This window comes from Aeromonas dhakensis (genome assembly GCF_002285935.1).
Taxonomy (GTDB): domain Bacteria; phylum Pseudomonadota; class Gammaproteobacteria; order Enterobacterales; family Aeromonadaceae; genus Aeromonas; species Aeromonas dhakensis.
In genome coordinates this window covers 405,339-426,248 of sequence record NZ_CP023141.1, presented here as the reverse complement: position 1 = coordinate 426,248, position 20,910 = coordinate 405,339, and the positions used below count along the sequence as shown (strand labels likewise).

The following is a 20,910-nucleotide window of genomic DNA, read 5'->3' as shown; positions in this document are numbered from 1 at the left end:
TCGGCGCCCCTGTTTGCCTCTCAGCAGTCCTCAGATCCCTGTCATGCCGATCTCGTCCAGCTGCACATGGGCGGGTTGACGCAGTGTGTAGAGTACGGCCTCGGCCAGATCCCAGACCTGCAACCAACCGGGTTTGCGCTCATCCGCACAGGCCGGTGGTGGCACCTGGACCAGGCCGGGACAGAGGGTGTGAACCCGAATGCCCTGATGCTGGACTTCTTCCCGCAGCGCCTTGGCAAACCCCAAGACGGCAAATTTGGCGGCGCAGTAGACGCTGGCCCTCGCATAGCCGTTTTTGGCGGCCTGGGAGGCGATGTTGATGATGGTGCCGTGGCGTCGAGACAGCATGTCCGGCAGGCAAGCCTGGGTCAGCAGGAAGCTGCCCTTGGCGCAGGTGTCCATCACTCTGTCCCACTCCGATTCCGGCAGATCCTGCACCAGATAATCGCTGCCGACCCCGCTGTTGTTGACCAGCAGATCGATGGGGCCGAGCAGTGCGCTGGCCCGGGCATGCTGGGCTCGAACCTGGGGAGCATCGCAGACATCCAGCACCAGAGGCAGGACTCTTACCCCGTATTGCGTCGAGAGGCGGGTAGCCTCTTGCTCCAGCAGGGCGTGGCGACGGGAGGCCAGCACCAGCTCCACCCCTTCCCGAGCCAGCGCCTCGGCGATGGCCAGCCCAATTCCGCTTGCGCCGCCGCTGATCAGGGCGCGGGTTGCTCTCAGTTCGTTCATCTGTTGTTCCTCCTGAATGGTGGCGCCATTGTGGTGGGCGGCAGCGAGAGGGAACAGGGGGAGAAAGGGGTTGGCTCGAACCTTGGTTCGGATTTGGCTGAAAACGTTCGAACTTTGGTTCTGTGCCGGCACAAGGCCTTGCTCTTTGGCTCTTGTCTGTAAAACAACAACGCCGCCCTCTCGGGCGGCGTTTGACCTTATGACAGTGCCTTGTCATGAGGTAGGGCGTCTACCTTGTCACCGGTAGGGTGGTCACCCTCCTTGATCCAGGCATCCAGCAGGGTGTAACCCACCGCCAGCACCACGGGGCCGATAAACAGACCGATGATCCCCATCGCCAGCAAGCCGCCGATAACCCCCACCAGAATGAGGATGAGCGGCAGGTCGGCGCCGCGCTTGATCAGGAAGGGGCGCAGGAAGTTGTCCATGGTGCCCGCCAGCAGCGACCAGACCAGCAGGAAGGTGCCCCAGGTGGTGTCGCCGCTCCAGTAGAGGTAGCCGACGCAGGCCAGCAGCACCGGGAAGGGGCCGATCTGGGCGACGATAAGCAGGAACATCACCACCACCAGGATCATGGTGTAGGGGATGCCGGCAATCAGCAGACCGACACCGGCCACCGAGGATTGCACCAGGGCGGTCACCACGACCCCCATGGCCACGGCGCGGATCGCCTGTGAAGCGAGCACGGTGGCGTTGTCGCCGCGCTCGCCGGCCAGCCGGTGGGCGAAGCGGCGAATGCCGGTCGCCACCACTTCACCGGAGTGGTAGAGCAGGCCGCAGATGCCGACGGTCAGCAGGAAGTGGACGAACAGCAGCCCCAGATTGCCCGCCTGGGAGGCGAGCCAGCGGGCGGTCTGGCCGAAGTAGGGGGCCAGCTTGGCAAACAGCACCTGGCCGCCGCTCGCCAGGATCTGCTGCCAGAAGTCGTAAAGCTTGCCGCCCACCAGTGGCACCTGCTGCAGCCAGAGCAGCTCGGGGGGCGGGGAGTGGCTGATGGTAGTGCCCAGCTCGATCAGCATGGGCGCCTTCTCCGCCACGTTGGCCAGTGCCATGAAGAGCGGAATGACGAACATCAGCAGCAGCACCAGGGTCATGAAGAGGGCCGCCAGGGCGCGCTTGCCCCACAGCAGGCGCTGCACCATCAACATCAGCGGCCAGGTGGCGATGGTGATCATGGTGGCCCACACCAGCGCGGGCAGGAAGGGGCGCAGCACCATGAAGCAGGAGACGATGAGGAGGCTGATAAACAGCACTCCCAGGGTTATCTTGGCTAAATCCAATTTTTTCATATTCATAGCAATCCCTTGTCAGGGCCTGGGCCCTTGGGTAGCGGGTCATTATTCACGAGAGAGAGTATCCACCAGAGACCGGCGCTCAACCAGAGCCCCAGGCAACAATAAAGCAGCCACTGGCCGAGCAGAATGAGCCAGGAGCTGGTCAGCCAGAGCGGCAGCGCCCACCACAATGCCCCCAGCGGCAGGCCACCGAGCAGGGCCAGCAAGGGGAGGCGCCAGCCGGCCGGCGCCGTGCGCGGCAGCGGCAACATCATGCCGAGGGTCAGCCCCAGGCTGAAGGTGGCCAGGCCCGCCAGCGCCGAAGATTGGCTCCACCCGGCGGCCAGCGCGCAGGCGAGGGTGAGCCCGGCCCAGCCCCGGCGACTGGCTGCCAGGCCGGCGAGGCGGGGATACAGGGCCAGCAGCAAGGCGCCAAGTAGCAGACCGGCCGCCACGTCCGACAGGAAGTGCACCCCGAGCCAGACCCGGGCCAGTCCGGTCAGGGTGGCCAGCAGCAGGGCCAGGACGGTGCTGCGCCAGAGGCTGGCGGGCCAGCAGGCTCTCAGCAACACGCCCCAGAACAGCAGCGCCGAGGCGGCGTGGCCGCTCGGCATGCCGAAGCCCTGGGCGCTGCCCTGTGCCAGGGCGGGGTCGAGATGGAAGGGTCTGGGCCAGCCAATCCCCTCCTTGGCCAGCTGCACCAGCAGGGTGAGGGTCAGCATGGCCAGCAGCAGTTGGCGCACCCGGGGCCAGCCCAGCCAGGGCAGCAGCAAGGGTAGCAGGGCAAGCTGAAAGGCGGCTGAACCGAACAGGTTGCTGACCTCGAGCCAGCGCACCTGGGCACCGAGCCAGGTCTGCAGCTGGTGGATCAGCGGGACTTCCATGCGGTGCAGTGCATTGCCTTCACCACGAAAATCGGGCAGCCAGAGCACTGGGCTGTCGGGCATGGCGGCCAGTTGGGGGGCCAGCCAGTCTAGCTGGGCCGGGAAGCGGCGCTGATCATCCGACAACCGGGCCGGCGCGATCAGCCTGGCGTTGAGGATCTCGCCGCCCAGATTGGGGGCCTGCAGCAGGGAGACGAAGCCAGAGCCAGTCTGTGCGCGGATGGGCTCCAGGGTTTGACAGGCAAACAACAGGGCGCGCTGCCATGGCCCCAGCTCGGCGACGATCCGGCCCCGCAGACCGGTCTCTTCATACAGCTCCCGCAGCGCCGCCTGTTGCGGCGTCTCCCCTGCATCTATGTAGCCACCGGTCAGGCTGTAGCGGGAGGAGACTCTGTCCTGCACCAGCAACAGCTGCTGCTGGTGCTTGACCACGCAGACGGCCGCCGTCGGGGCGGCAAGGAGGGGCGGTGACGACAGCAGGAGGCAGAGCAGCAAAAAACAGTGGCGCAACATGAAGGCCTGACCGATAGGGGGTGATGGACACAAGCGTCACAGAAATCAGATAGTTGGGCAATGGTTTGTGGCCGGACGCCGGGGCCGGGCCGGCGTGGCAAGCGAGCGACCCGGCGCGCAAGGATTGCCGTGGGGTAAGGCAGTCCCTAGTATTGGCAGCTATGTTATTTCCATGCAGCAAACCTTGGGACCTTCCATGAAACAGTTTGGTTTTTTTCTGGGCATCGCCATCGGTGTCATCCTGATCCTGTTCGGCAGCATCGTCATCTTCCAGGCCCTGCCTGCCGCGCTGGACGTGCTGGAGATGCCGAGTCGCATCCCCTTCGTGCGCGAGGTGTACACCTGGCTGATGACCAGTGCCAGCGGCCTGACCGGCCAGCTGGAGCAGAACTTCCTGGAGGCGTTCCAGACCGTGCTCAAGCTGATCCTGCTCATCACCTTCATGTGGGTCTGCGTCAAGCTGGTCAACATGGGGGTCCTGATCATCCGGGCCGGGGTGGACCTCATCCGCACCGCCATCGAACACAGCGAGGGCGCCCAGAGCAAGAAGTCCGAGCACGACCATCACTTCCAGTGAACGGCTCGCACCATGAAACAGGCCACCTTAGGGTGGCCTGCTTGCATCTGGTACTTACTCTATTCGTGGCAGGTGATCGGCCGGAGGTGGCTGCACCACATCCTGGTAGCGGGCGATGAGCTGCTTGAAGGCTTCCCCCTGTCTGACCTTGTCGAGCGCCTGCTGCAGACGGGCGACCTGCTGTTTGTCCGCCGCCGGGTTGAAGGCGAAGCAGTTGTCCTGATCCGCCAGGGTGGCGACGGTGACGAAGGTATCGGACGAAAAACCGAGCTGCCTGGCCTGATGAAACAGCATCACCTCGTTGCCGGCCACCAGATCGGTGCGGGCCATGATGAGCTGGCGCACCACCTGATCCATGCGCTCCACCGACATCAGGTTGGCGGGGCTGATGCCCCGGTTGAGCAGCAGCTGCTCCCCCACGTCCGCCTGCATCACCCCGATCTGCAGCCTGGTCAGATCGGCCTTGCCGGTCACCTTGGGGGCATCCCGCTTGCGGCCCACCAGCGACACCCGCGAGTGGCTGATGGGGCAGACCCAGAGGAAGTGGGGATCCCGCGCCCGGGTGTGGGCCGTGGTGAACAGCACGGCATCCGGCTGCTGGGTCAGCAGGTACCAGGCCTTGGCCCAGGGCATGAAGTGGATGGGCTGCTCCGGCTCCCCCATCTCCTGCCACATCAGCCTCAACAGCTCCACCGCCAGGCCGGTGCTGTTGCCCTTCTCATCCTGGCCGTTGAACGGCATGTTCTGCTCGGAGTAATAGGTGAACGCCGAGGCGGGCAGGGCGGCCCCCAGACAGCAGCAGACAAACAGACCGAGCAGACGCGACATGGCAGCACTCCTTGCGAAAAGTCGTCTTCATCCAGTTTAGGGAGTTATACCGAGAAGTTCATGATTTCCGCTGCCAGGGAGCGGGCGGAAGGAGAGTGAGGGAGGGGAAAACGGCCAGGCCATCTTGCGATGGCCTGGGGAGGGGTTACTTGAGCAGTGCTTCCATCTCGGCTTCGGCGGCGGCGCGCGCGGCTTCGGCCTTGGCGGCCGCATCGGCGACCGCCTTGCCGGCGGTGGTGGCATCCGCGCTGCTGACCGCCTGCTTGGCCGGTTCGGTCACGGTCTTGGCGGCCTGCTGCTGCACGGTGGAAGCGGCACTGCTGACTGCCTGCTTGGCAGGCTCTGCCACTGTCTTGGCGGCTTGTTGCTGCACGGTGGCAGCGGCGCTGCTGACCGCCTGCTTGGCGGGTTCGGTCACAGTCTTGGCGGCCTGCTGCTGCACGGTGGCATCCGCGCTGCTGACTGCCTGCTTGGCAGGTTCGGTCACGGCCTTGGTGGCCTGCTGCTGTACGGTGGTCGCGGCGCTGCTGACTGCCTGCTTGGCGGGTTCGGTCACCGTCTTGGCGGCCTGTTGCTGCACGGTGGCCGTGGCGCTGCTGACCGCCTGCTTGGCGGGCTCGGTTACGGCCTTGGCGGCCTGCTGCTGTACAGTAGCTGCAGCGTTGTTGACCGCCTGCTTGGCGGGCTCGGTCACCGTCTTGGTGGCTTGCTGCTGCGCGGTGGCCGTGGCACTGCTGGCTGCTTTGCCGGCTTGTTGCTGGGCCGAGGTGGCGGCGCCGTTCACGACCTGCTGGGTGGTGTCAGCCATGGTCTTGCTGGCTCCCTGCTGCAGGGAACCCAGCACGCTGCCAAATACCGAGCTGCCGGTGGCGGCGCCGCTCAGGCTGTTGGTAGCTCCGGTGAGCGCACTGGCTGCCGGATTGCCCTGCGCCTGCCAGTTCTGCATCTCACTGGGCCAGCTCGGCGCGTTGGCCGCCAGGTTTTCGCCAAAGACCTGGGGTGTGCCGTCGCCCTTGAGCAGCATCACGGACATCTGGTTGGTCTGCGAGTTCCAGACCATGCCTGCCTGTTTGGCCACCTCGGGCATGGGAGCATAGCGGGAGACCACGTAGAACAGTGGCCCCTCCTGCTGCAGCTCGTTGGCGGTCTTGAGCAACTGCATGGTGCTGTCGTAATTGGGGCCGAGGATGGCGGTCATCCGGTCCTTGATCAGGGGCTGTTCAAACAGGTTGGCCTGGTTGGGATCGAAGCCGACCAGGGGTTTGAGCAGGGCCCACATCAGCTGGCTGGTGGGGCTCATCATCAGCAGGGGGGCAACGCAGGCGGACAACATCAGGCTCAGGCAGGCCGCCTGGAGCAACGGCATGATACGCATTGGGATAATATCCAAATAACGATTTGATTAATAAGGTTATATTTGTCTGGGGCCGACAAATTCAACGGGTTCTCCTGGCCCGGTTCTGAGACGGGCGGGCAGGCGCTGGCAGGCTACCATATTGGCTTGGGAATGCCAGAGAGGGCACCGCTTATTAATCAAGTTTGTGCGGCTGCCGGTCGCTTCCATTCTTCATCAAGCGAGGAGTGACATCATGAATTCAGGCAAGAGGGCAGGCGGCTGGCTGCTGCTGGCATTGCTGGGCGGTGCGACCGGTATCGGCGTGGCGGCAGAACCGAAGCGGACGGAAGTGGGCGGCGAGCTGGTGTTGCCGCTGGGATCGCTGCCGGAGCGGGTCTGCTGGTATCAGGATCAGAAGTATTCGGCAGGGGCCCGGATCCGGCAGGGTGATGACTGGCTGGAGTGCGCTGCGCAAAACGAACAGGAGAGCAACGGGCCTCTGGTCTGGCGCGAGCCACAAAGGGCGTCGGATGCGGCTGGCAAGGCGACGCAGAGCGGCACCATCACCGTGGGCCAGTGAGGCTTTTCTTGATCCAGCTAAAGACATGGACGTGACCTCTATCGCATAATGCGGCTCTTTTCCTCTCTTGACTGGGACTTCAGAAATGGCTCGTCGCTCTTCCAACACTCAACGTCGTCGCAACAGCTGGTGGTACAAACGCCTGTTGGTACGGGAACGTGCAGAGCGCGAAGCGCGTTCCGTTCGAGATTGATACTGCAGTGAAACACGGAGCCTCTGGCTCCGTTTTTTTATTCATCATGCGCCGTGATGATGCGGGGGCCCTTGGGCCCCCGTTTTGTGTGTCCGCCGCCCGGTGCAGCCAGTGGGCGGGGCCGCTCACCTGGTCCGGTCCGCGGCGCTGGCCCATGCCGATGGGACGCCGAATTGCCCGCGCAAATAACCGTGGCAGGGGGATGACCGGATTCCTCTGATACTGCATGATGAAGTTTTCGAGAAGGAGCCTCAGATGCAGATCACCATTCGTCACGCCGAACCGGCCGATGCCCCCGCCTTGCGGGATCTCTATGCCATGCCCAAGGCCCAGGCGGGCACCCTGCAACTGCCCTATCCGACCCTTGGGGTCTGGCAGAAGCGACTGGAGAGCGGCAGCGTGGTGGCGCTGGTGGCTGAGGTCGACGGTCTGCTGGTGGGGAATATTTCACTCCATATCGAGCCCAACCCGAGGCGCAAACACGTGGCCTGTATCGGCATGGGGGTGCGGGATGACTGGGCGGGCAAGGGGGTGGGCTCCGCCCTGTTGGGGGCCGCGCTGGAGATGGCCGACAACTGGCTCAACCTGCGCCGTATCGAGCTCACCGTCTATACCGACAATCAGGGGGCGCTGGCGCTCTATCGCAAGTTCGGTTTCGTCGAGGAGGGGCTGGCTCGCGGCTACGCCTTTCGCCAGGGTGAGTATGTGGATGCCCTCTACATGGCGAGGATCCGGCCATGATCGACTACCGCCGCCGGCTCATCCCGGTGCTGCGGGCGCTGGAGCAGGATCCGGATCTCACCATCGAGGCGCTGGCGGAGCGGGCCTGTCTCTCCCTCTACCATTTTCACCGGGTGTTCACCGCCGTGGCGGGGGAAGCCCCGGGCGAGATGTGCCGGCGCCTGCGCATGCAGCGTGCCGCCTGGCAGCTCTGCTACACCGACGCCAGCGTCACCGCCATCGCGCTGGGGGCTGGGCTCGGCAGCTCCCAGGCGTTAGCCAAGGCGTTTCGTCGCTACTATGGCTGTACCCCGGGGGAGTTTCGCCGCGACAAGGGCAAGAACGGACACCTGAAGAGCAAGGATGGACACGCATGGGATGCTCTGTCCCCTTATGCTGAAGGCCACTCATCAGCAAGGAGCAACACCATGAAAACCGTCGAGATGGATGCCCGTACCCTGGCCTATGTGCGGGTCACCGGTCCCTATGGCGAAGGCTATGACGCCGTCTGCGGCCGCCTGCACCAGTGGGCCGCCGCCCGCGGGCTGGAGGGCGGGGAGTGGATCTTCATCTACCACGACAACCCTGAGGTGACGCCGCCGGCCCAGTGCCGCACCGATATCGGCATCACTGTGCCGCCCCAGACCCGGGGCGAAGGGGAGGTGGAGACCCAGCTCATTCCGGCCTGCCGTTATGCCCAGTCCCGCTACCTCATCACCGACCGCAGCCAGTACGGGCCGCGCTGGCAGGAGCATGTGGGCGACATAGTGGCGGCCGGGCTGGAGTTCGGCAGCGGTCCCTGCTTCGAGCTCTACCACAGCGTGAGCAACGATCCCCTGCGCGATGACGTGAGCTTCTGCTCCAGCGTGCGCTAGACGTGCGGCAATAAACCGAGGCGCCTGTGGGCGCCTCGGTTTATTTGGGATGAAGGCTGACCGTTACCTCATCAGGGCTGGCTGGGCACCTTGTCCCGCCGGGATTTCCACCACCAGCGCAGGCGGATCTGGGAGATCAGCATACCCGCCAGCATCAGGGCGCAGCCGACGAAGGCGCGCTCGTCCAGGGTTTCCCCCAGCAGCAGGACGCCGCCGATGGCGGCGAACACCGTCTCCAGGCTGAGGATGATGGCGGCATGGGCCGGGTGGGCGCCACGCTGGCCGACCACCTGCAAGGTGTAACCCACCCCCACCGACACCAGACCGGCGTAGAGCAGCGCCTGCCAGCCGGCCACGGCACCGGTCACCGAGGGGGTCTCGATGAAGAAGGCGGTGGCCAGACTGAGCAGGCCGCACACCACGAACTGCACCCCGGCGAGGCGAATGGGGGCGACCCGGCTCGAGTAGTGATCCAGCACCAGCAGGTGCACTGCCCAGAACAGGGCCCCCACCACCTGCAGCAGGTCGCCGTAGCCGATGGTGAAATCCTCGGTGACGCTGAGGTAGTAGAGTCCCGCCATGGCGATGAGGGCGCCAACCCAGGTGTTGGCCCCCGTCTTGTGGCGCAGGGCCAGGCCGATGACGGGCACCAGTATGATGTAGAGGCCGGTGATGAAGCCCGCCTTGGCGGCCGTGGTGTAGAGCAGCCCCACCTGTTGTAGCGATGCGGCGCTGAACAGCACGGTACCGGCGATGAGGCCGCCGGTCAGCAGCAGGCGGCGATCTCCGGCCTGCCCGCCCGGCTGGCGGGATTTGAGCCACCACAAGAGCGGCAGCAGGGAGAGGGCCCCCAGCAGAAAGCGCAGGCCGTTGAAGGTGTAAGGGCCCATGTGGTCCATCCCGAGCCGCTGGGCGACGAAGCCCAGCCCCCAGATGGCGGCGGCCATCAATAACATCATGTTCGAACGCATAGATTCATCCCTGAAAGACGGACGGGCAGGGCCGTGCCGCAAAGCTCCAGCCTCCAAGATAACCGTGAGCGGGGGGATTTGTCTTGCGCTGTCGGTGAGGTTGGCGGCGTGAGCGGTTATCCCGCTGCACTGCCGCAGGCCGGGGGACTTAGCCGTTGGCGATTCTGGCCAGCAGGGGAATGAGGGCGAGCAGCAAGAGGTTGCCGCGCAGGATCCAGATCACCCAGAACTGCTGCTGAATGGAGACCATGGGGGCGCGTCCCTGGCGCAGGGAGCGGCGCCAGCGATAGAAGAGGCGGCTGGGGTAGCCAAAGCTGATGGCCATCACGAAGAACAGCAGCAGCTTGGTGCGGTAGCCCGGATTGGCGAGCAGCACGGCCGGTTCGTCGGGGTGGGCGAGCACCTGCAGCACCCCGGTGATGAAGATGAGCAGCAGGGCCAGCGCCGCCAGGCCGTCAGCCAGCAGCAGCTTGCGCACCTGCTCGATGGACATGCCGCGGCGGAACAGGAAATATTCGGAGGTGATCGCCCCGGTCAGGGTGATCACGGCGCAGTAGTGCAGCGCCATCAACAGGTCTGGGTTCAGCATCCGTGTCGATTACCTCTAATTGAGCAGATAAACAGCTTCCTTTTGGACGCCATCTCGCGCTGCTGATATTCTGACACTACGCGTGGTCTGGCAATAGCAGGAGTCAGGATTGGTTAAACGAGCGGTCGCCAAAAAAACCTGGTCCCTGGTAACCAGGATGCGTCTGGGCCTGCTTTTGCTGTTCATTCCGGTGCTGATGCTGGGTGGCATCTACTACCTGCACATGGAGCGGAGTCTGCAAAGCGAGCTGCAGCAACGCCTGCTCGCCACCAACCACCAGCTTCGTCACGTCTTCATCGAGCCCTATCTGCACGAGATGGAGCGCCAGTTCACCCTCATCTACGACAGGGTCAAGGTTGAGGACATCAGCGGCCCCCGCCTGCTCAACACCGAGACCTATCTGAAGGAGTGGCAGCTCTACAAGGGGATCATGGCCGATCTGGTCTACATCTATGTCGGCACCGCCGAGCGTCAGATGCTGATCTACCCCGATTGGCAGGCGGATGCCAACTTCGATCCCAGAGTGCGTCCCTGGTATCAGCTGGCCAGCCAGCACGTGGGCAAGATGGTCTGGACCGAGCCCTATTACGACTACACCAACGGCAACCTGGTGATCGCCCTGGCGCGGGCCCTGACCGACAGGGAGGGCAAGGTGCGCGGGGTCCTTGCGGTCGATGCCATCCTGGCTCCCTTCTCCGCTCAGCTGAATCGTCAGCTGGGGGAGGGCTACCAGATGATCGTCAACCAGTCCGGCAAGGTGCTGGCTCATCCTGACGCGGCCCAGCTGCTCAAGCCCATGACCCATCCAGAATGGCTCGCTCGCTTCACCCAAGAGGATGGCATCTTTCTGGACAAGGACTCCCGCCAGTTCGTGGCCTACAGCAGGCTGCAGGAGCGCAACTGGGTACTGATCAGCGTGCAGCCGGCGGCCAGCGTGATGGCGGTGGTGGACAGGGTCTCCCTCAACGTGCTGCTGATGGTGGCGCTGGCCTGTGTGCTCTACCTGATGCTGGCGCTGATCTGGTCCCGCTATTTTCGCCGCATGCTCGACGAGATCTCGAGCATGATCCGGGCCAGCCGGATGGAGCCTGACGGGGTGCCCCTGGGGGGCATGCGCGAGCTCAGGCACGTCTATGCCGAGCTGGCCGAGGTGAGCAAGGATTATCACGAGGCGCGCCAGCAGGCCAACCTGGACAAGCTGACCGGCCTTTACAATCGCCGCTTCTTCGATGAACGTTTCAACCGACTGCTGCAGGATCAGCAGCCGTTCTGCCTGGCCATGGTGGATCTGGACGACTTCAAGCGGGTCAACGACACCTTCGGTCATCAGACCGGAGATGTGGTGCTCAAGCGGGTGAGCCAGCTCGGCCGGGCCCTGCTGGGGGATCACGGCTGGGTCTGCCGTTACGGTGGCGAGGAGCTGGTGGTGTTGCTGGTCAACCCGGACATCCACTTCTGCCAGATGCTGCTGGAGCAGTTCCGCAAGGGGGTGGAGTCGCTGGACTGGCGCGAGCCGGGGCTCAGGATCACCTTGAGCGGCGGGCTGGTGGCCTGCCGGGCGGGGATGGATGGCAAGGCGCTGCTGGCGGCGGTCGATGCCGAGGTGTATCGCGCCAAACGTGACGGCAAGAACTGCATCCATCTGGGCCGAGCAGAGGCGAAGGGGCAGGAGGAGACGCCCCCTGCCGACGATGCACTGCTGAGCAACGAAGAGGCCTGAGGGCCTCTTCTTCATTCAGGAGGCCAGCTGCCAGTCGAGGGTGGGCCAGGCCTGTTCGGTGGCGATCTGGCGCAGCCCCGGGGCGGGATTGACCGCGTGGGGGTGGGTCACCGCCTGCAGCAGCGGCAGGTCGTTGTGGGAGTCGCTGTAGCCGTGGCTCTCCCGCCAGGGGTCGGCGCTTGCGGCAAACAGCTGGTTGATGCGGGCCACCTTGCCCTCGCGAAAACTGAGGGTGCCGCGGGTCTGGCCGGTCAGTATGCCGGCCTCTTCATCCAGCAGGATGGCCACGCAGTGATCCATCCCCAGCATCTGCACCATGGGGGCCACCAGGTGCTCGCCGGAGGCGGAGATGAGCACCAGCTCGTCGCCCCGCTTGCGGTGCCACTCGATGCGCTCCACCCCCTCAGGGTAGATGCGCTCGCGCAGCACCTGCTCGGCAAAGCGGGCACAGAGCGGGTCGAGCCACTGGCGCGACTTGCCTGCCAGCGGCTGCAGGGTGAAGGCCATGTACTGGTGCATGTCCATCTTGCCCTGATGGTAGAGGGACATCATCGCCTGCTCCTCGGCGATCATGCCGGCCGGCGCCAGCTCCTCGGTCACCATGTACTCCAGCCAGAGGCTGGCGGAATCCCCCGCAATCAGGGTCTCGTCCAGATCAAACAGTGCCAGTGCCATGGGTGCTCCTCGCAGTGAAAATGGAAATGTAATGGGGCGTCATGCTACCTCACAGAGTTGATCCCGGGCCACCGCCAGGGTCACGGCGCTGCCCACCGGCAGCAGATCCCGGGCCGAGCGGTTGAGGCAGTCCACCGTCAGCAGGCCCGCCGCGCAGCTCACCTGATAGCGGATCACGTTGCCGAGCAGCTGCTGCCCGCTGATAACCCCCGGCAGGTGCGGCTCGTCGCTGCGGGCGCCGGCCAGCAGCAGGGAGAGGGACTCCGGTCGCAGCGCCAGCTTGCCACGACAGTGCTGGCCGAACAGGGCCTTGGCCTGCTCGCCATCGAGCAGGTTGTAGTTGCCGATAAAGCCCGCCACGAAGGCGTCGGCGGGGCGGGTGTAGATCTCCTCCGGCGTGCCGCTCTGGACGATGGATCCCTTGTTCATCAGGAAGATCCGGTCCGACATGGTGAGCGCCTCCTCCTGATCGTGGGTGACGAAGATGGTGGTGAGCTCGAGGCGCTGCTGGATCTCGCGGATCTGCTGGCGCAGGCTGCGGCGGATGCGGGCATCCAGCGCCGAGAGCGGTTCGTCCAGCAGCAGGATCCGCGGCTGCACCACCAGAGCCCGGGCCAGCGCCACCCGCTGGCGCTGGCCACCGGAAAGCTCGGCCGGATAGCGGCGCTCAAAGCCGGTCAGCTCCACCAGCGCCAGCGCCTCCTGCACGCTGGCGGCCAGATCTCGCCCCGGCTGGGGCTTCATCTTGAGGCCGAAGGCGACGTTGTCCCGCACCGTCATGTTGGGGAACAGGGCATAGCTCTGGAACACCATGCCGATGCCCCGCTTCTGGGGCTCCTGCCAGGTAATGTCCTCACCGGCCACCCGCACCTGGCCGCCATCCACCGGGGTGAGCCCGGCCAGCGCCCGCAGCAGGGTGGACTTGCCGCAGCCGGAGGGGCCGAGCAGGGTCACCAGCTCCCCCTTGCGGATGCCGAATTCGATCCCCTCGAACACTCTGGTGTCGCCGTAGGATTTGTGCAGTTGATTCACTTCTAGATGGAACATCTTGATTCACCTATGAAATCTGTTCGCCGCCCAGGTGAGCAGCAGGGTCAGCAGGAAGTAGCTCATCACCAGCGCGCTGGTGAAGTGGCCCGAGGTGGCGCGCATGTTGTAGAGGTAGACCTGCAGGGTCTCGTAACGGGTGCCCACCAGCATGTTGGCGAACACGAACTCGCCGAGCAGGAAGGAGAGGGAGAGAAACAGCGCCGCCAGCAGCCCCTTGCGCAGGCAGGGGATCACCACCAGCAGGAAGGCGCGGCGGCTGCTCGCCCCCAGCAGGTGGGCGGCATCCATCAGATCCCTGAGCGGAACCCCTTGCAGGCTGTTGGCCAGCGCCCGGTACATGAAGGGGAGCACCACGGTGAACCAGGTGCCGATCAGGATCCACGGCGTGCCGATAATGGGCAGAACGCCGTCGGCGTAGATCTGCAGCAGCCCTACCGAGGAGACCACAGGCGGCACCGCGAAGGGGAGCAGGATCAACAGGTTCATCCAGGGATCCAGCTTTGGGAAGTAGTAGGCCACCACCAGCACGGTGGGCACCAGCACTAGCGTGCCGAGCAGCAGGGTGGCGAAGCAGACCAGCAGGCTTCGGCCAAACGCTGCCAGAAAGCGCGGATCGCCCCAGAGTTTGAGATACCAGTCGAGGGTGAAGCCGTCTGGCAGCAGGGTGGCCCCCCAGCGGGTGGAGATGGAGTAGAGAAAGGTGGCCAGCAGCGGCAACAGCAGGGTGGCCACCAGGGCCCCCAGCACCCAGCGCGGCCAGCCAGGTTTCAAGTCATGCATGGGATTGCCCCTTGTTCACGTAGCTCTTTTTCAGCAGCCACTGGTTGGCGGCCGTCACCACCCCCAGCAGCACCATCAGGATCACCGCCAGCGCCGCCGCCATATTGGGCTCGAGGAAGATGTCGCCGGAGACCAGGCTGGCCACCCGGATGGTCACCAGGTTGAAGTTGCCGGTGGTGAGGGCATAGGCGGAGGCATAGGCCCCCACTGCGTTGGCAAACAGGATGATCAGGGTGCCGAGCAGCGCGGGAGTGAGCACCGGCAGCGCCACGTGCCACACATATTGGCTCTTGCTCGCGCCGAGCAGGGCGGCGGCCTGCGGCCACTCATCCTGCAGCGCATCGAACGCCGGGTAGAGCAGCAGCAGGGCGAGCGGGATCTGGAAGTAGGTGTAGATGAGGATGAGGCCGCTGCCGGAGTAGAGGTTGAAGCCGTCGATGAGGCCCCAGGATTTCAGCAACAGGGTCACGGCGCCATTGATGCCGAGAATGATGATGAAGGCGAAGGCCAGCGGCACCCCGCTGAAGTTGCCGGTCATGGTGACGAAGGCCAGCAGCAGCCGTTTTACCCGCTCACCGCTGTAGCGCAGCGCCGCCGCCCCCAGAGTGCCGATGGCGAGCCCCGCCAGGCTGGCGATACCGGCGATGCGCAAAGAGTTGCCGAATGATTGCAGGTAGAAGGGGGAGCTCAAAATCTCCCGGTAGTAGTCGAGGCCCCAGCCATCGGGGGTCTGAAAGCTGCCCACCAGCACCCACACCATGGGGGCGAGCTGGAACAGGATCATCAAGAGAATGAACGGCAGCAGCACCAGCGCGGGCAACCAGTGGCGACGCAGCCGGCGCCGGGTGATGGCGGGTTGATCCGCCAGGATCTCGGTAGTCGCGGGCATCATCAGTGTACCTCCGGCAGGTTGCCGGCCTTGAGCAGCGGCGGGCAGCCCGGCTTGTCGTGGGAAACCCCCAGCAGATCGGCCATCAGGGCGCAGAGCTGGGTCTGCTGCATGGCGGGACCGGCCGGCCACTGGGCCACGAACGCATCGCCAAACAGCCAGAGCGGTACCCGGCGCTCCTCGGTCAGGGTACCGCCGTGGCTCAAGTCGTTGTTCATGCCGTGATCCGAGGTGATCACCACCTGATACCCCTCCGCCAGCCACTGGGGCAGCAGGTCGGCCAAGAGGCTGTCCATCCGGCGTGCCTGATTGCGGTACTGACGGGAGTCGAGGCCGAACCTGTGGCCCGCATCGTCCACCCCCATCGGGTGGATCAAGAGAAAATCGGGGTCGTACTGGCTGCGCAGCCACTCGCCATCCATCAGCAGATGGCTGTCGGGGTAGCCGTCATCCCAGTAGAAACAGCCGTGCTGGATGGGCAGTCGCTCGTCATGGGTGAAGCGATCGCGGGCTGCTTGCCAGGGGCTCTGGTTGTAGAGCTCGCTCACCCAGTGGTAGGCCGCCGCCGCGGTGCGTTTGCCGCCCGCGCGGGCCAGATGGAAGATGGACTCCTGCCGGCTCAGACGGCTCACCCCGTTGTGGGTGATGCCGCTCTCCACCGGCGTCGTCCCGGTCAGGATGCACTCGTAGAGGGGCCGGGAGAGGGAGGGCAGGGCGCAGCTCAGGGTGGCCTGCAACCCCTGTCCCGCCTCCACCATGCCCGCGAGGTAGCCCATGCAATGGGCTACCTCGGCAGAGAGGCCATCCACAAGTACCACTATCACCTTGTGTTGCACTGGCCGCTCCTTACTGCATGTTGATCATGACGGTTTCCTGCCACTGGCGCGGCAGGGCCTTGGAGCTCTGCTCCCAGGCGGCGTGATCCTGGACCGGTTTGGCATTGGCGTACTGCTCGGCCGGCAGCAGCTTGGCCTTGACGTCGTCCGGCAGGGTCACGTTGCTGCGGATGGGACGGGCGTAGCCGCGCGCCAGGTTGATCTGACCGGCGTCGGAGAGGATGTATTCCCGCGCCAGCTTGGCGGCGTTGGGGTTTTTGGCCCACTTGTTGATGATGGTGGTGTAGCCGGCGATGACGGAACCGTCGCTCGGGATCACCACATCAAACTTCTTGGGGTCGATCTGGTCGCGGTAGTTGAGCGCGTTGAAGTCCCACAGCACACCCACTTCCACTTCGCCCTTCTCGATGTTGGCGATGGTGGGGTCGTTCAGCGACAGACGGCCCTGCTGGGCCAGCTTGCCGAACAGCTCCAGCGCAGGCTTGAGGTTCTTCTCGCTGCCGCCGGTGGCATAGGCTGCCGCCAGCACGCCGTTGTTGGCCTGGGAGGCGACACCCACGTCACCCAGGGTCACCTTGTAGTCGCCGCCCAGCAGGGATTGCCAGCTGGTGGGGGCTGCCTTGACCAGATCCTTGTTGATCAGGAAGGCGATGGTGCCGGTATAGGCCAGCATCCAGTGACCGTCCGCATCCTTGGCCCAGTTCGGAATGTCGGCCCAGGTGGAGGGCTTGTAGGGCTGGGTGACTCCCTGCTTGACCGCGACCGGGCCGAAGGCACCGCCCACGTCGCCGATGTCGGCGGTGGCGTTGCCCTTCTCGGCGGCGAACTTGGCGATCTCCTGGGCCGAGCTCATGTCGGTGTCCTGATGTTTGATGCCGTAGATGCTGCCGAGCTGCTGCCAGGTATCCTTCCAGTTGGCCCAGCTGTCCGGCATGCCGACGCTGCTGAGCTGGCCTTCACCGCGGGCGGCCTTCTCGAGATCCGCGATGTTCTCGGCGGCAAACAGTGGCTGACTGATGGCCACCAGGGCCAGTGCACTTGCGATCACGCTTTTCATCATTCCATCCCTCTGGACTAGGTCAGTTAAGGTTCGAGAGGGATGCTAGAGGGGAAATATGACGGTGGCGGGGCGCTTTGATGGCAGTTTGATGACAATCGCCCTGTCATGGCGCTGTCATCCTGCACGGTTACAACTCTCAATCCGAGTGAGGCTGGACTACTCCAGCGAGAGGTTGAACCAGCCACGGCAGCCAGGATGATCGACAGGAAGATGAGCGTGATCGAACCGAGATTGAGCGAGCGGGCAGTGGCCGATGGCCGCGCCTCCAAGTGTGAACAGATTTGCCAGACCCTGCGCCGCTATATCGGCAGCGGCCAGCTGGGTGCAGGGCAGCAACTGCCGGCCGAGCGGGCCCTGAGCGAGCGCTTCGCCACCACCCGCATCACCATCAAGGAGGCGCTCTCCAGCCTCGAGGCGGACGGCCTCATCTACCGGGCCGAGCGGCGCGGCTGGTTCGTGGCGCCCCCCAGGCTCACCTACGACCCCGCCATCCACACCCACTTTCACCAGTGGATCGGCGAGCAGCAGCGCACCGCCGAGACCCGGGTGCTGGCCCACGGCGGCGAGCTGGCCAGCAGCGAGCTCTGCCGCTGGATGGGGCTGGAGCCTTTCACCCCGCTCTATGAAATCCGCCGCCTGCGCCTCATCGACGGCCGCCCCGTGCTGCACGTCAGCCACCATCTGCTGGCCAGCCGCTTTCCCGACATCGCCAGCGCGCCGCTGGCCAGCTCCCTCACCGAGCTCTATCGGGAGCGCTATGGCATAGGCCAGGGTGGCGCGAGCCTCGAGATCACCCCCTCGGCGGCGCGCGGCGCCATTGCTCGCGCCCTCAATCTGGCAGAGGGGAGCGCCGTGCTGCGGCTGGTGCGGGTCAACTACGACGAGCGGGGAGCGCTGGTGGATTGCGACATCGAACACTGGCGACCGGACGCCATCCGCATCTGTTTCGATACGCGAGCATTGCAGCCCCTCGCAGGCAAGCTGCAGCAAACCCGGCTCGTGGATCAGGGGTGATCCGGCGTGTCCTGGCGGGTCATGCCTGTGCGGAAAGGAGGGGGAGCGGATCCCGCGGGACCCGCCGGGATCAGTTGTCGATATTGGGGATCAGATCGTCGAAGCTCTGGTAGCCGCAGTCGGCCAGTTGCAGCGACATGGTGTAGGTCTTGCTGCCCTCCCGCTGGCCGATGGCGGGGCGGTTGAGCTTGAGCTCCTGGTGCCAGTACTCCTTCATCCGCTCGATCAGCGCCATCGCCTCGCTCTCGTCCAGATGGAGCTGACACAGCGCCATGTAGTTGTTGGGCCTGTGCATGTTCTCCACCAGATAGTCCCCCAGCACCGACATCGCCTGGCGCGCCTGCTGACGGGCGAAGCGGCTGTGCTGCTCGAAGCTGATCCGTTCGCTGATGAGGAAGTGGTAACTGTTGTCGATGCCGAGCTGCAGGATGCCGAGCTTCTCCAGCTTACGAAGGTAGAGGTAGCAGGAGGCATCGGTCAGGCCGTACTCCCGCTTGAGATCGATTAACGTCTTGTCGCGCCAGAAAATGTTGGCGAGAAAGGCGTAGAGGCCGGGCTCTCTGTGGAACGCCTCGTCCTGCTCCTGGGTGAAGACGGCGCGCCGGCTCTGGGCGTCCTGGGTGCGATCCAGCAGCTCCTCGAACGACAGCCCCACCAGGTGGCACACCTCCAGCAGGGTATCGAACGGCAGGGAGGGCTTGTTCATCATCCGTTTGACGGTGGCGATGGAGACCCCCATGGCTTCTGCCAGGGTCTGATAGCGGATCCCCTTGTCGGTCAGGGTCTTCTTCAGGGTGTCGAGAATATTGTTGGCCAGGGTCTGGCTGTAGGTCATGCAACTATTCCTTTATCTGCATTTTTATGTTGTGTCAGAAATTGAGTTATTTTGTCGTTGTGGGCTCAGATACTGACACTTTAAAAAACCAGAGGAAACAAACCCGACCTAATCGATTGAAATGGCCAGACCAGTCGCGCTCGAAGGTTGCAGATAGTGATACTCTGCGGTGCATATCCTTCAACCGTTCAACATTTTGCTGGTGGCGCATAAAACATCGCGCATAATTCAAAACGAATCGGATTCAAGACCTTCCTGGTTGAGAAATCGATTGTTTGCTTCCAATTTAAGGGTTTTTTAAACCGCAAGGTTTTTTATTCTTTCCTGGCATTGAGCGGAACTCGCAAGAGGGCCGCTTTTTTCTTTTCCTAGAATCTGAGCCCGCCGTCAAGACAGGGGCTCAGTTTCGGCACTTCCTGCGCCGCCGCCCTCGCGTGGCAGACATTTATTCCCCCTTGCAGGGAAACAGCTTGGGTATCTCCCGGATCAGCCAGCTCTTGGCCTTGCCCATGGTGTCGCGCCGCCAGGCCAGTACCACTTGGATCTGGTGGCGATACTCGGGGCCGATCACCTTGAGCCGTCCGGCCCGGATGTCCTCTTCAATCCAGCTCAGCGGCATGGTGCCGACCCCGATCCCCGCCAGCAGGGCGTCGCGCTTCTCGCCCATGGTGCTGACGGTCAGCCGCGGCTGCTTGTCGAGCAGGCGATAGGTGAGCACCGGCTTGCGCAGCGCCGTATCGGCCACCGCGATGGCCCGGTAGCGGCGCAGGGTATCGTCCGCCAGGGGCTCGGGTTCCTGATGCAGGGGGTGATCCGGGTGGGCGACGTAGAGCATCACCTCCTCCTGCAGCGGCTGGTGCTTGATGCCGGTCATCATGATGTCGGGGTTGAGGGAGGAGATGAGCAGGTCGGCCCGGCCATCCTCCAGACACTCCCAGCTGCCCGCCAGTACTTCGGCCCGCAGCCGCAGCCGGGTATCGGTCAGCTCGGCCAGTCGTTCCACCAGCGGGTAGAGCGCCTGCAGCGGCACCAGCGCATCGACGGCGATGGTGATGTCGGTCTCCCAGCCGCGGGCCAGCGCCCGGGTCTCGCCCACCAGATGCTCGGCCGCCTCCAGCAGAATCCGGCCGCGCTCCAACAGCATGCGGCCGGCCGGGGTGAACTTGGTTCTGTGGCCGCTGCGGTCGAACAGCATGGCGTCCAGCTCGTCTTCCAGCTTCTGTACCGTGTAGCTCAGCGCCGAGGGCACCTTGCCCAGTTCGTCGGCTGCCGCCGCGAAGCTGCCGCGGCGATCGATGGCATCCAGCACCCGGATGGCTTCCAGGGTCAGCGCCCGTTCCTTGTTCAGTTCCTTGGCCATAAATTGCCTTCAATTTTTTTGAACATGTTTGCCAGTTTATCTCGCTAACAAGTTAGGCCAAGTGTCTTTAATATTCAATCAACGCTTAGGCAGGAGCGCCAAGCAGCCAAATAAACGGGTAGTTCCAGACTGTGACCCCCTCAATCAGGGCGTCTGACTTCGGTGAAAGAACAACACACTATTTGAATGACCTCTTGCATGGATGCATTGATTCTGGCCACAGCGGCCTTGGCAATGACATAAAACCAAGAGAGTGAATGAACATGAAAAACGTAATCAAGATGCTGGCCGTTGCAGGCCTGATGACCGCAGGTTTTGCTCAGGCTTCCGTCCCGGCCGACCTCAACGCCGCCCCGGGCGTGCTGTTTGTAAACTGGCACGCGACCGCCGCGGTGGAAGGCAAGGGCAACCCCATGCTGGAAGTGCGTGACGAGTCTGGCGACCTGGTTGCCTCCGTCCACGCCAACCTGATGGGCAGCCAGCAGGTCCAGATCCCGAGCCGCACCCAGGGCAACCTGACCGTGAGCCTGGGTGAGCAGAGCAGCGACTACCGCATTCCGTTCGGCATCGGTAGCGGCAAACAGCGTTAATCAACCGTATCGGTACGTGAGGAGCA

22 protein-coding genes are annotated in these 20,910 nt (G+C 64.1%); 7 read left to right on the top strand and 15 right to left on the bottom strand.

Annotated elements, in window-relative coordinates:
* Positions 1-30: 30 nt before the first annotated feature.
* From CK627_RS02255 to CK627_RS02245, 3 genes are all read right to left on the bottom strand, one after another.
* Positions 31-735: an SDR family oxidoreductase gene (locus CK627_RS02255; protein WP_095591589.1), complete on the bottom strand. Its 705-nt coding sequence runs from the start codon at positions 733-735 to the stop codon at positions 31-33.
* Between the two features lie 197 nt (positions 736-932).
* Entirely contained in the window at positions 933-2,030 is a 1,098-nt protein-coding gene (ydiK, locus tag CK627_RS02250; protein WP_167385243.1) for an AI-2E family transporter YdiK, read from the bottom strand.
* On the bottom strand, positions 2,027-3,406 hold the full coding sequence (locus tag CK627_RS02245; RefSeq protein ID WP_095591587.1) for a phosphatase PAP2 family protein: 1,380 nt from the start codon (positions 3,404-3,406) through the stop codon (positions 2,027-2,029). The genes ydiK and CK627_RS02245 overlap by 4 nt, the downstream gene beginning before the upstream one ends.
* Positions 3,407-3,602: 196 nt before the next feature.
* On the opposite strand from CK627_RS02245, the gene CK627_RS02240 reads away from it, so the two are divergent.
* Positions 3,603-3,983, top strand: coding sequence for a hypothetical protein (locus tag CK627_RS02240; protein ID WP_021469736.1), 381 nt, complete (start codon positions 3,603-3,605; stop codon positions 3,981-3,983).
* A 54-nt stretch (positions 3,984-4,037) separates the two neighbouring features.
* Here CK627_RS02240 and CK627_RS02235 read toward each other — a convergent pair whose 3' ends face one another.
* Positions 4,038-4,811 (bottom strand): substrate-binding periplasmic protein, encoded by a 774-nt coding sequence (locus tag CK627_RS02235; RefSeq protein WP_017787909.1) that lies wholly within the window; start codon positions 4,809-4,811, stop codon positions 4,038-4,040.
* Positions 4,812-4,956: 145 nt separating this feature from the next.
* Positions 4,957-6,186 carry a hypothetical protein gene (locus CK627_RS02230; protein ID WP_095591586.1) on the bottom strand — a complete coding sequence of 410 codons (1,230 nt, stop codon included), beginning with the start codon at positions 6,184-6,186 and terminating at the stop codon, positions 4,957-4,959.
* 214 nt (positions 6,187-6,400) lie between these two features.
* Between CK627_RS02230 and CK627_RS02225 the strand changes: the two genes are divergently transcribed.
* The 3 genes from CK627_RS02225 to CK627_RS02215 all read left to right on the top strand — a co-directional run bounded on the left by CK627_RS02225 (position 6,401) and on the right by CK627_RS02215 (position 8,515).
* Positions 6,401-6,727 (top strand): YnjH family protein, encoded by a 327-nt coding sequence (locus CK627_RS02225; protein WP_095591585.1) that lies wholly within the window; start codon positions 6,401-6,403, stop codon positions 6,725-6,727.
* A gap of 448 nt (positions 6,728-7,175) precedes the next feature.
* Positions 7,176-7,661, top strand: a complete 486-nt coding sequence (locus tag CK627_RS02220) for a GNAT family N-acetyltransferase (protein ID WP_095591584.1) — start codon at positions 7,176-7,178, stop codon at positions 7,659-7,661.
* Positions 7,658-8,515, top strand: a complete 858-nt coding sequence (locus tag CK627_RS02215) for an AraC family transcriptional regulator (protein WP_095591583.1) — start codon at positions 7,658-7,660, stop codon at positions 8,513-8,515. Before CK627_RS02220 ends, CK627_RS02215 begins: the two co-directional genes overlap by 4 nt.
* Before the next feature lie 71 nt (positions 8,516-8,586).
* On the opposite strand, the gene CK627_RS02210 is transcribed toward CK627_RS02215, so the two are convergent.
* Together CK627_RS02210 and CK627_RS02205 are read right to left on the bottom strand one after the other, a co-directional pair.
* Complete coding sequence (locus CK627_RS02210) at positions 8,587-9,486, bottom strand: DMT family transporter (RefSeq protein WP_017785514.1); 900 nt, start codon at positions 9,484-9,486, stop codon at positions 8,587-8,589.
* A gap of 148 nt (positions 9,487-9,634) precedes the next feature.
* Positions 9,635-10,075: a DUF2214 family protein gene (locus CK627_RS02205; RefSeq protein ID WP_005306181.1), complete on the bottom strand. Its 441-nt coding sequence runs from the start codon at positions 10,073-10,075 to the stop codon at positions 9,635-9,637.
* Between the two features lie 109 nt (positions 10,076-10,184).
* Between CK627_RS02205 and CK627_RS02200 the strand changes: the two genes are divergently transcribed.
* Positions 10,185-11,795: a sensor domain-containing diguanylate cyclase gene (locus tag CK627_RS02200; protein WP_095591582.1), complete on the top strand. Its 1,611-nt coding sequence runs from the start codon at positions 10,185-10,187 to the stop codon at positions 11,793-11,795.
* A 15-nt stretch (positions 11,796-11,810) separates the two neighbouring features.
* On the opposite strand, the gene CK627_RS02195 is transcribed toward CK627_RS02200, so the two are convergent.
* The 6 genes from CK627_RS02195 to CK627_RS02170 are packed head-to-tail and all read right to left on the bottom strand — an operon-like array spanning position 11,811 to position 17,082.
* Positions 11,811-12,470: an HAD family hydrolase gene (locus CK627_RS02195; RefSeq protein WP_095591581.1), complete on the bottom strand. Its 660-nt coding sequence runs from the start codon at positions 12,468-12,470 to the stop codon at positions 11,811-11,813.
* Between the two features lie 39 nt (positions 12,471-12,509).
* The gene (locus CK627_RS02190) at positions 12,510-13,517 is read right to left on the bottom strand and encodes an ABC transporter ATP-binding protein (protein ID WP_095591580.1); all 1,008 of its coding nucleotides are present in this window, start codon (positions 13,515-13,517) and stop codon (positions 12,510-12,512) included.
* Between the two features lie 6 nt (positions 13,518-13,523).
* Positions 13,524-14,300, bottom strand: coding sequence for an ABC transporter permease (locus CK627_RS02185; protein ID WP_095591579.1), 777 nt, complete (start codon positions 14,298-14,300; stop codon positions 13,524-13,526).
* On the bottom strand, positions 14,293-15,192 hold the full coding sequence (locus tag CK627_RS02180; RefSeq protein ID WP_095591578.1) for an ABC transporter permease: 900 nt from the start codon (positions 15,190-15,192) through the stop codon (positions 14,293-14,295). The genes CK627_RS02185 and CK627_RS02180 overlap by 8 nt, the downstream gene beginning before the upstream one ends.
* A complete protein-coding gene (locus tag CK627_RS02175; RefSeq protein WP_065017566.1) occupies positions 15,192-16,025 on the bottom strand; it encodes an alkaline phosphatase family protein in 834 nt (277 codons plus the stop codon). The genes CK627_RS02180 and CK627_RS02175 overlap by 1 nt, the downstream gene beginning before the upstream one ends.
* Before the next feature lie 10 nt (positions 16,026-16,035).
* A complete protein-coding gene (locus tag CK627_RS02170; protein ID WP_005306158.1) occupies positions 16,036-17,082 on the bottom strand; it encodes an ABC transporter substrate-binding protein in 1,047 nt (348 codons plus the stop codon).
* A gap of 213 nt (positions 17,083-17,295) precedes the next feature.
* Between CK627_RS02170 and CK627_RS02165 the strand changes: the two genes are divergently transcribed.
* Positions 17,296-18,099 carry a UTRA domain-containing protein gene (locus CK627_RS02165; RefSeq protein WP_095591577.1) on the top strand — a complete coding sequence of 268 codons (804 nt, stop codon included), beginning with the start codon at positions 17,296-17,298 and terminating at the stop codon, positions 18,097-18,099.
* A 70-nt stretch (positions 18,100-18,169) separates the two neighbouring features.
* Here the strand turns inward: CK627_RS02165 and CK627_RS02160 are convergent, their stop codons facing one another.
* Both CK627_RS02160 and CK627_RS02155 read right to left on the bottom strand, forming a co-directional pair.
* Positions 18,170-18,934 (bottom strand): helix-turn-helix domain-containing protein, encoded by a 765-nt coding sequence (locus CK627_RS02160; protein ID WP_005306152.1) that lies wholly within the window; start codon positions 18,932-18,934, stop codon positions 18,170-18,172.
* A 445-nt stretch (positions 18,935-19,379) separates the two neighbouring features.
* Positions 19,380-20,294: a LysR family transcriptional regulator gene (locus CK627_RS02155; RefSeq protein WP_010635876.1), complete on the bottom strand. Its 915-nt coding sequence runs from the start codon at positions 20,292-20,294 to the stop codon at positions 19,380-19,382.
* 257 nt (positions 20,295-20,551) lie between these two features.
* Between CK627_RS02155 and CK627_RS02150 the strand changes: the two genes are divergently transcribed.
* On the top strand, positions 20,552-20,884 hold the full coding sequence (locus CK627_RS02150) for a hypothetical protein (RefSeq protein WP_011707661.1): 333 nt from the start codon (positions 20,552-20,554) through the stop codon (positions 20,882-20,884).
* The last annotated feature ends 26 nt before the right edge of the window (positions 20,885-20,910 follow it).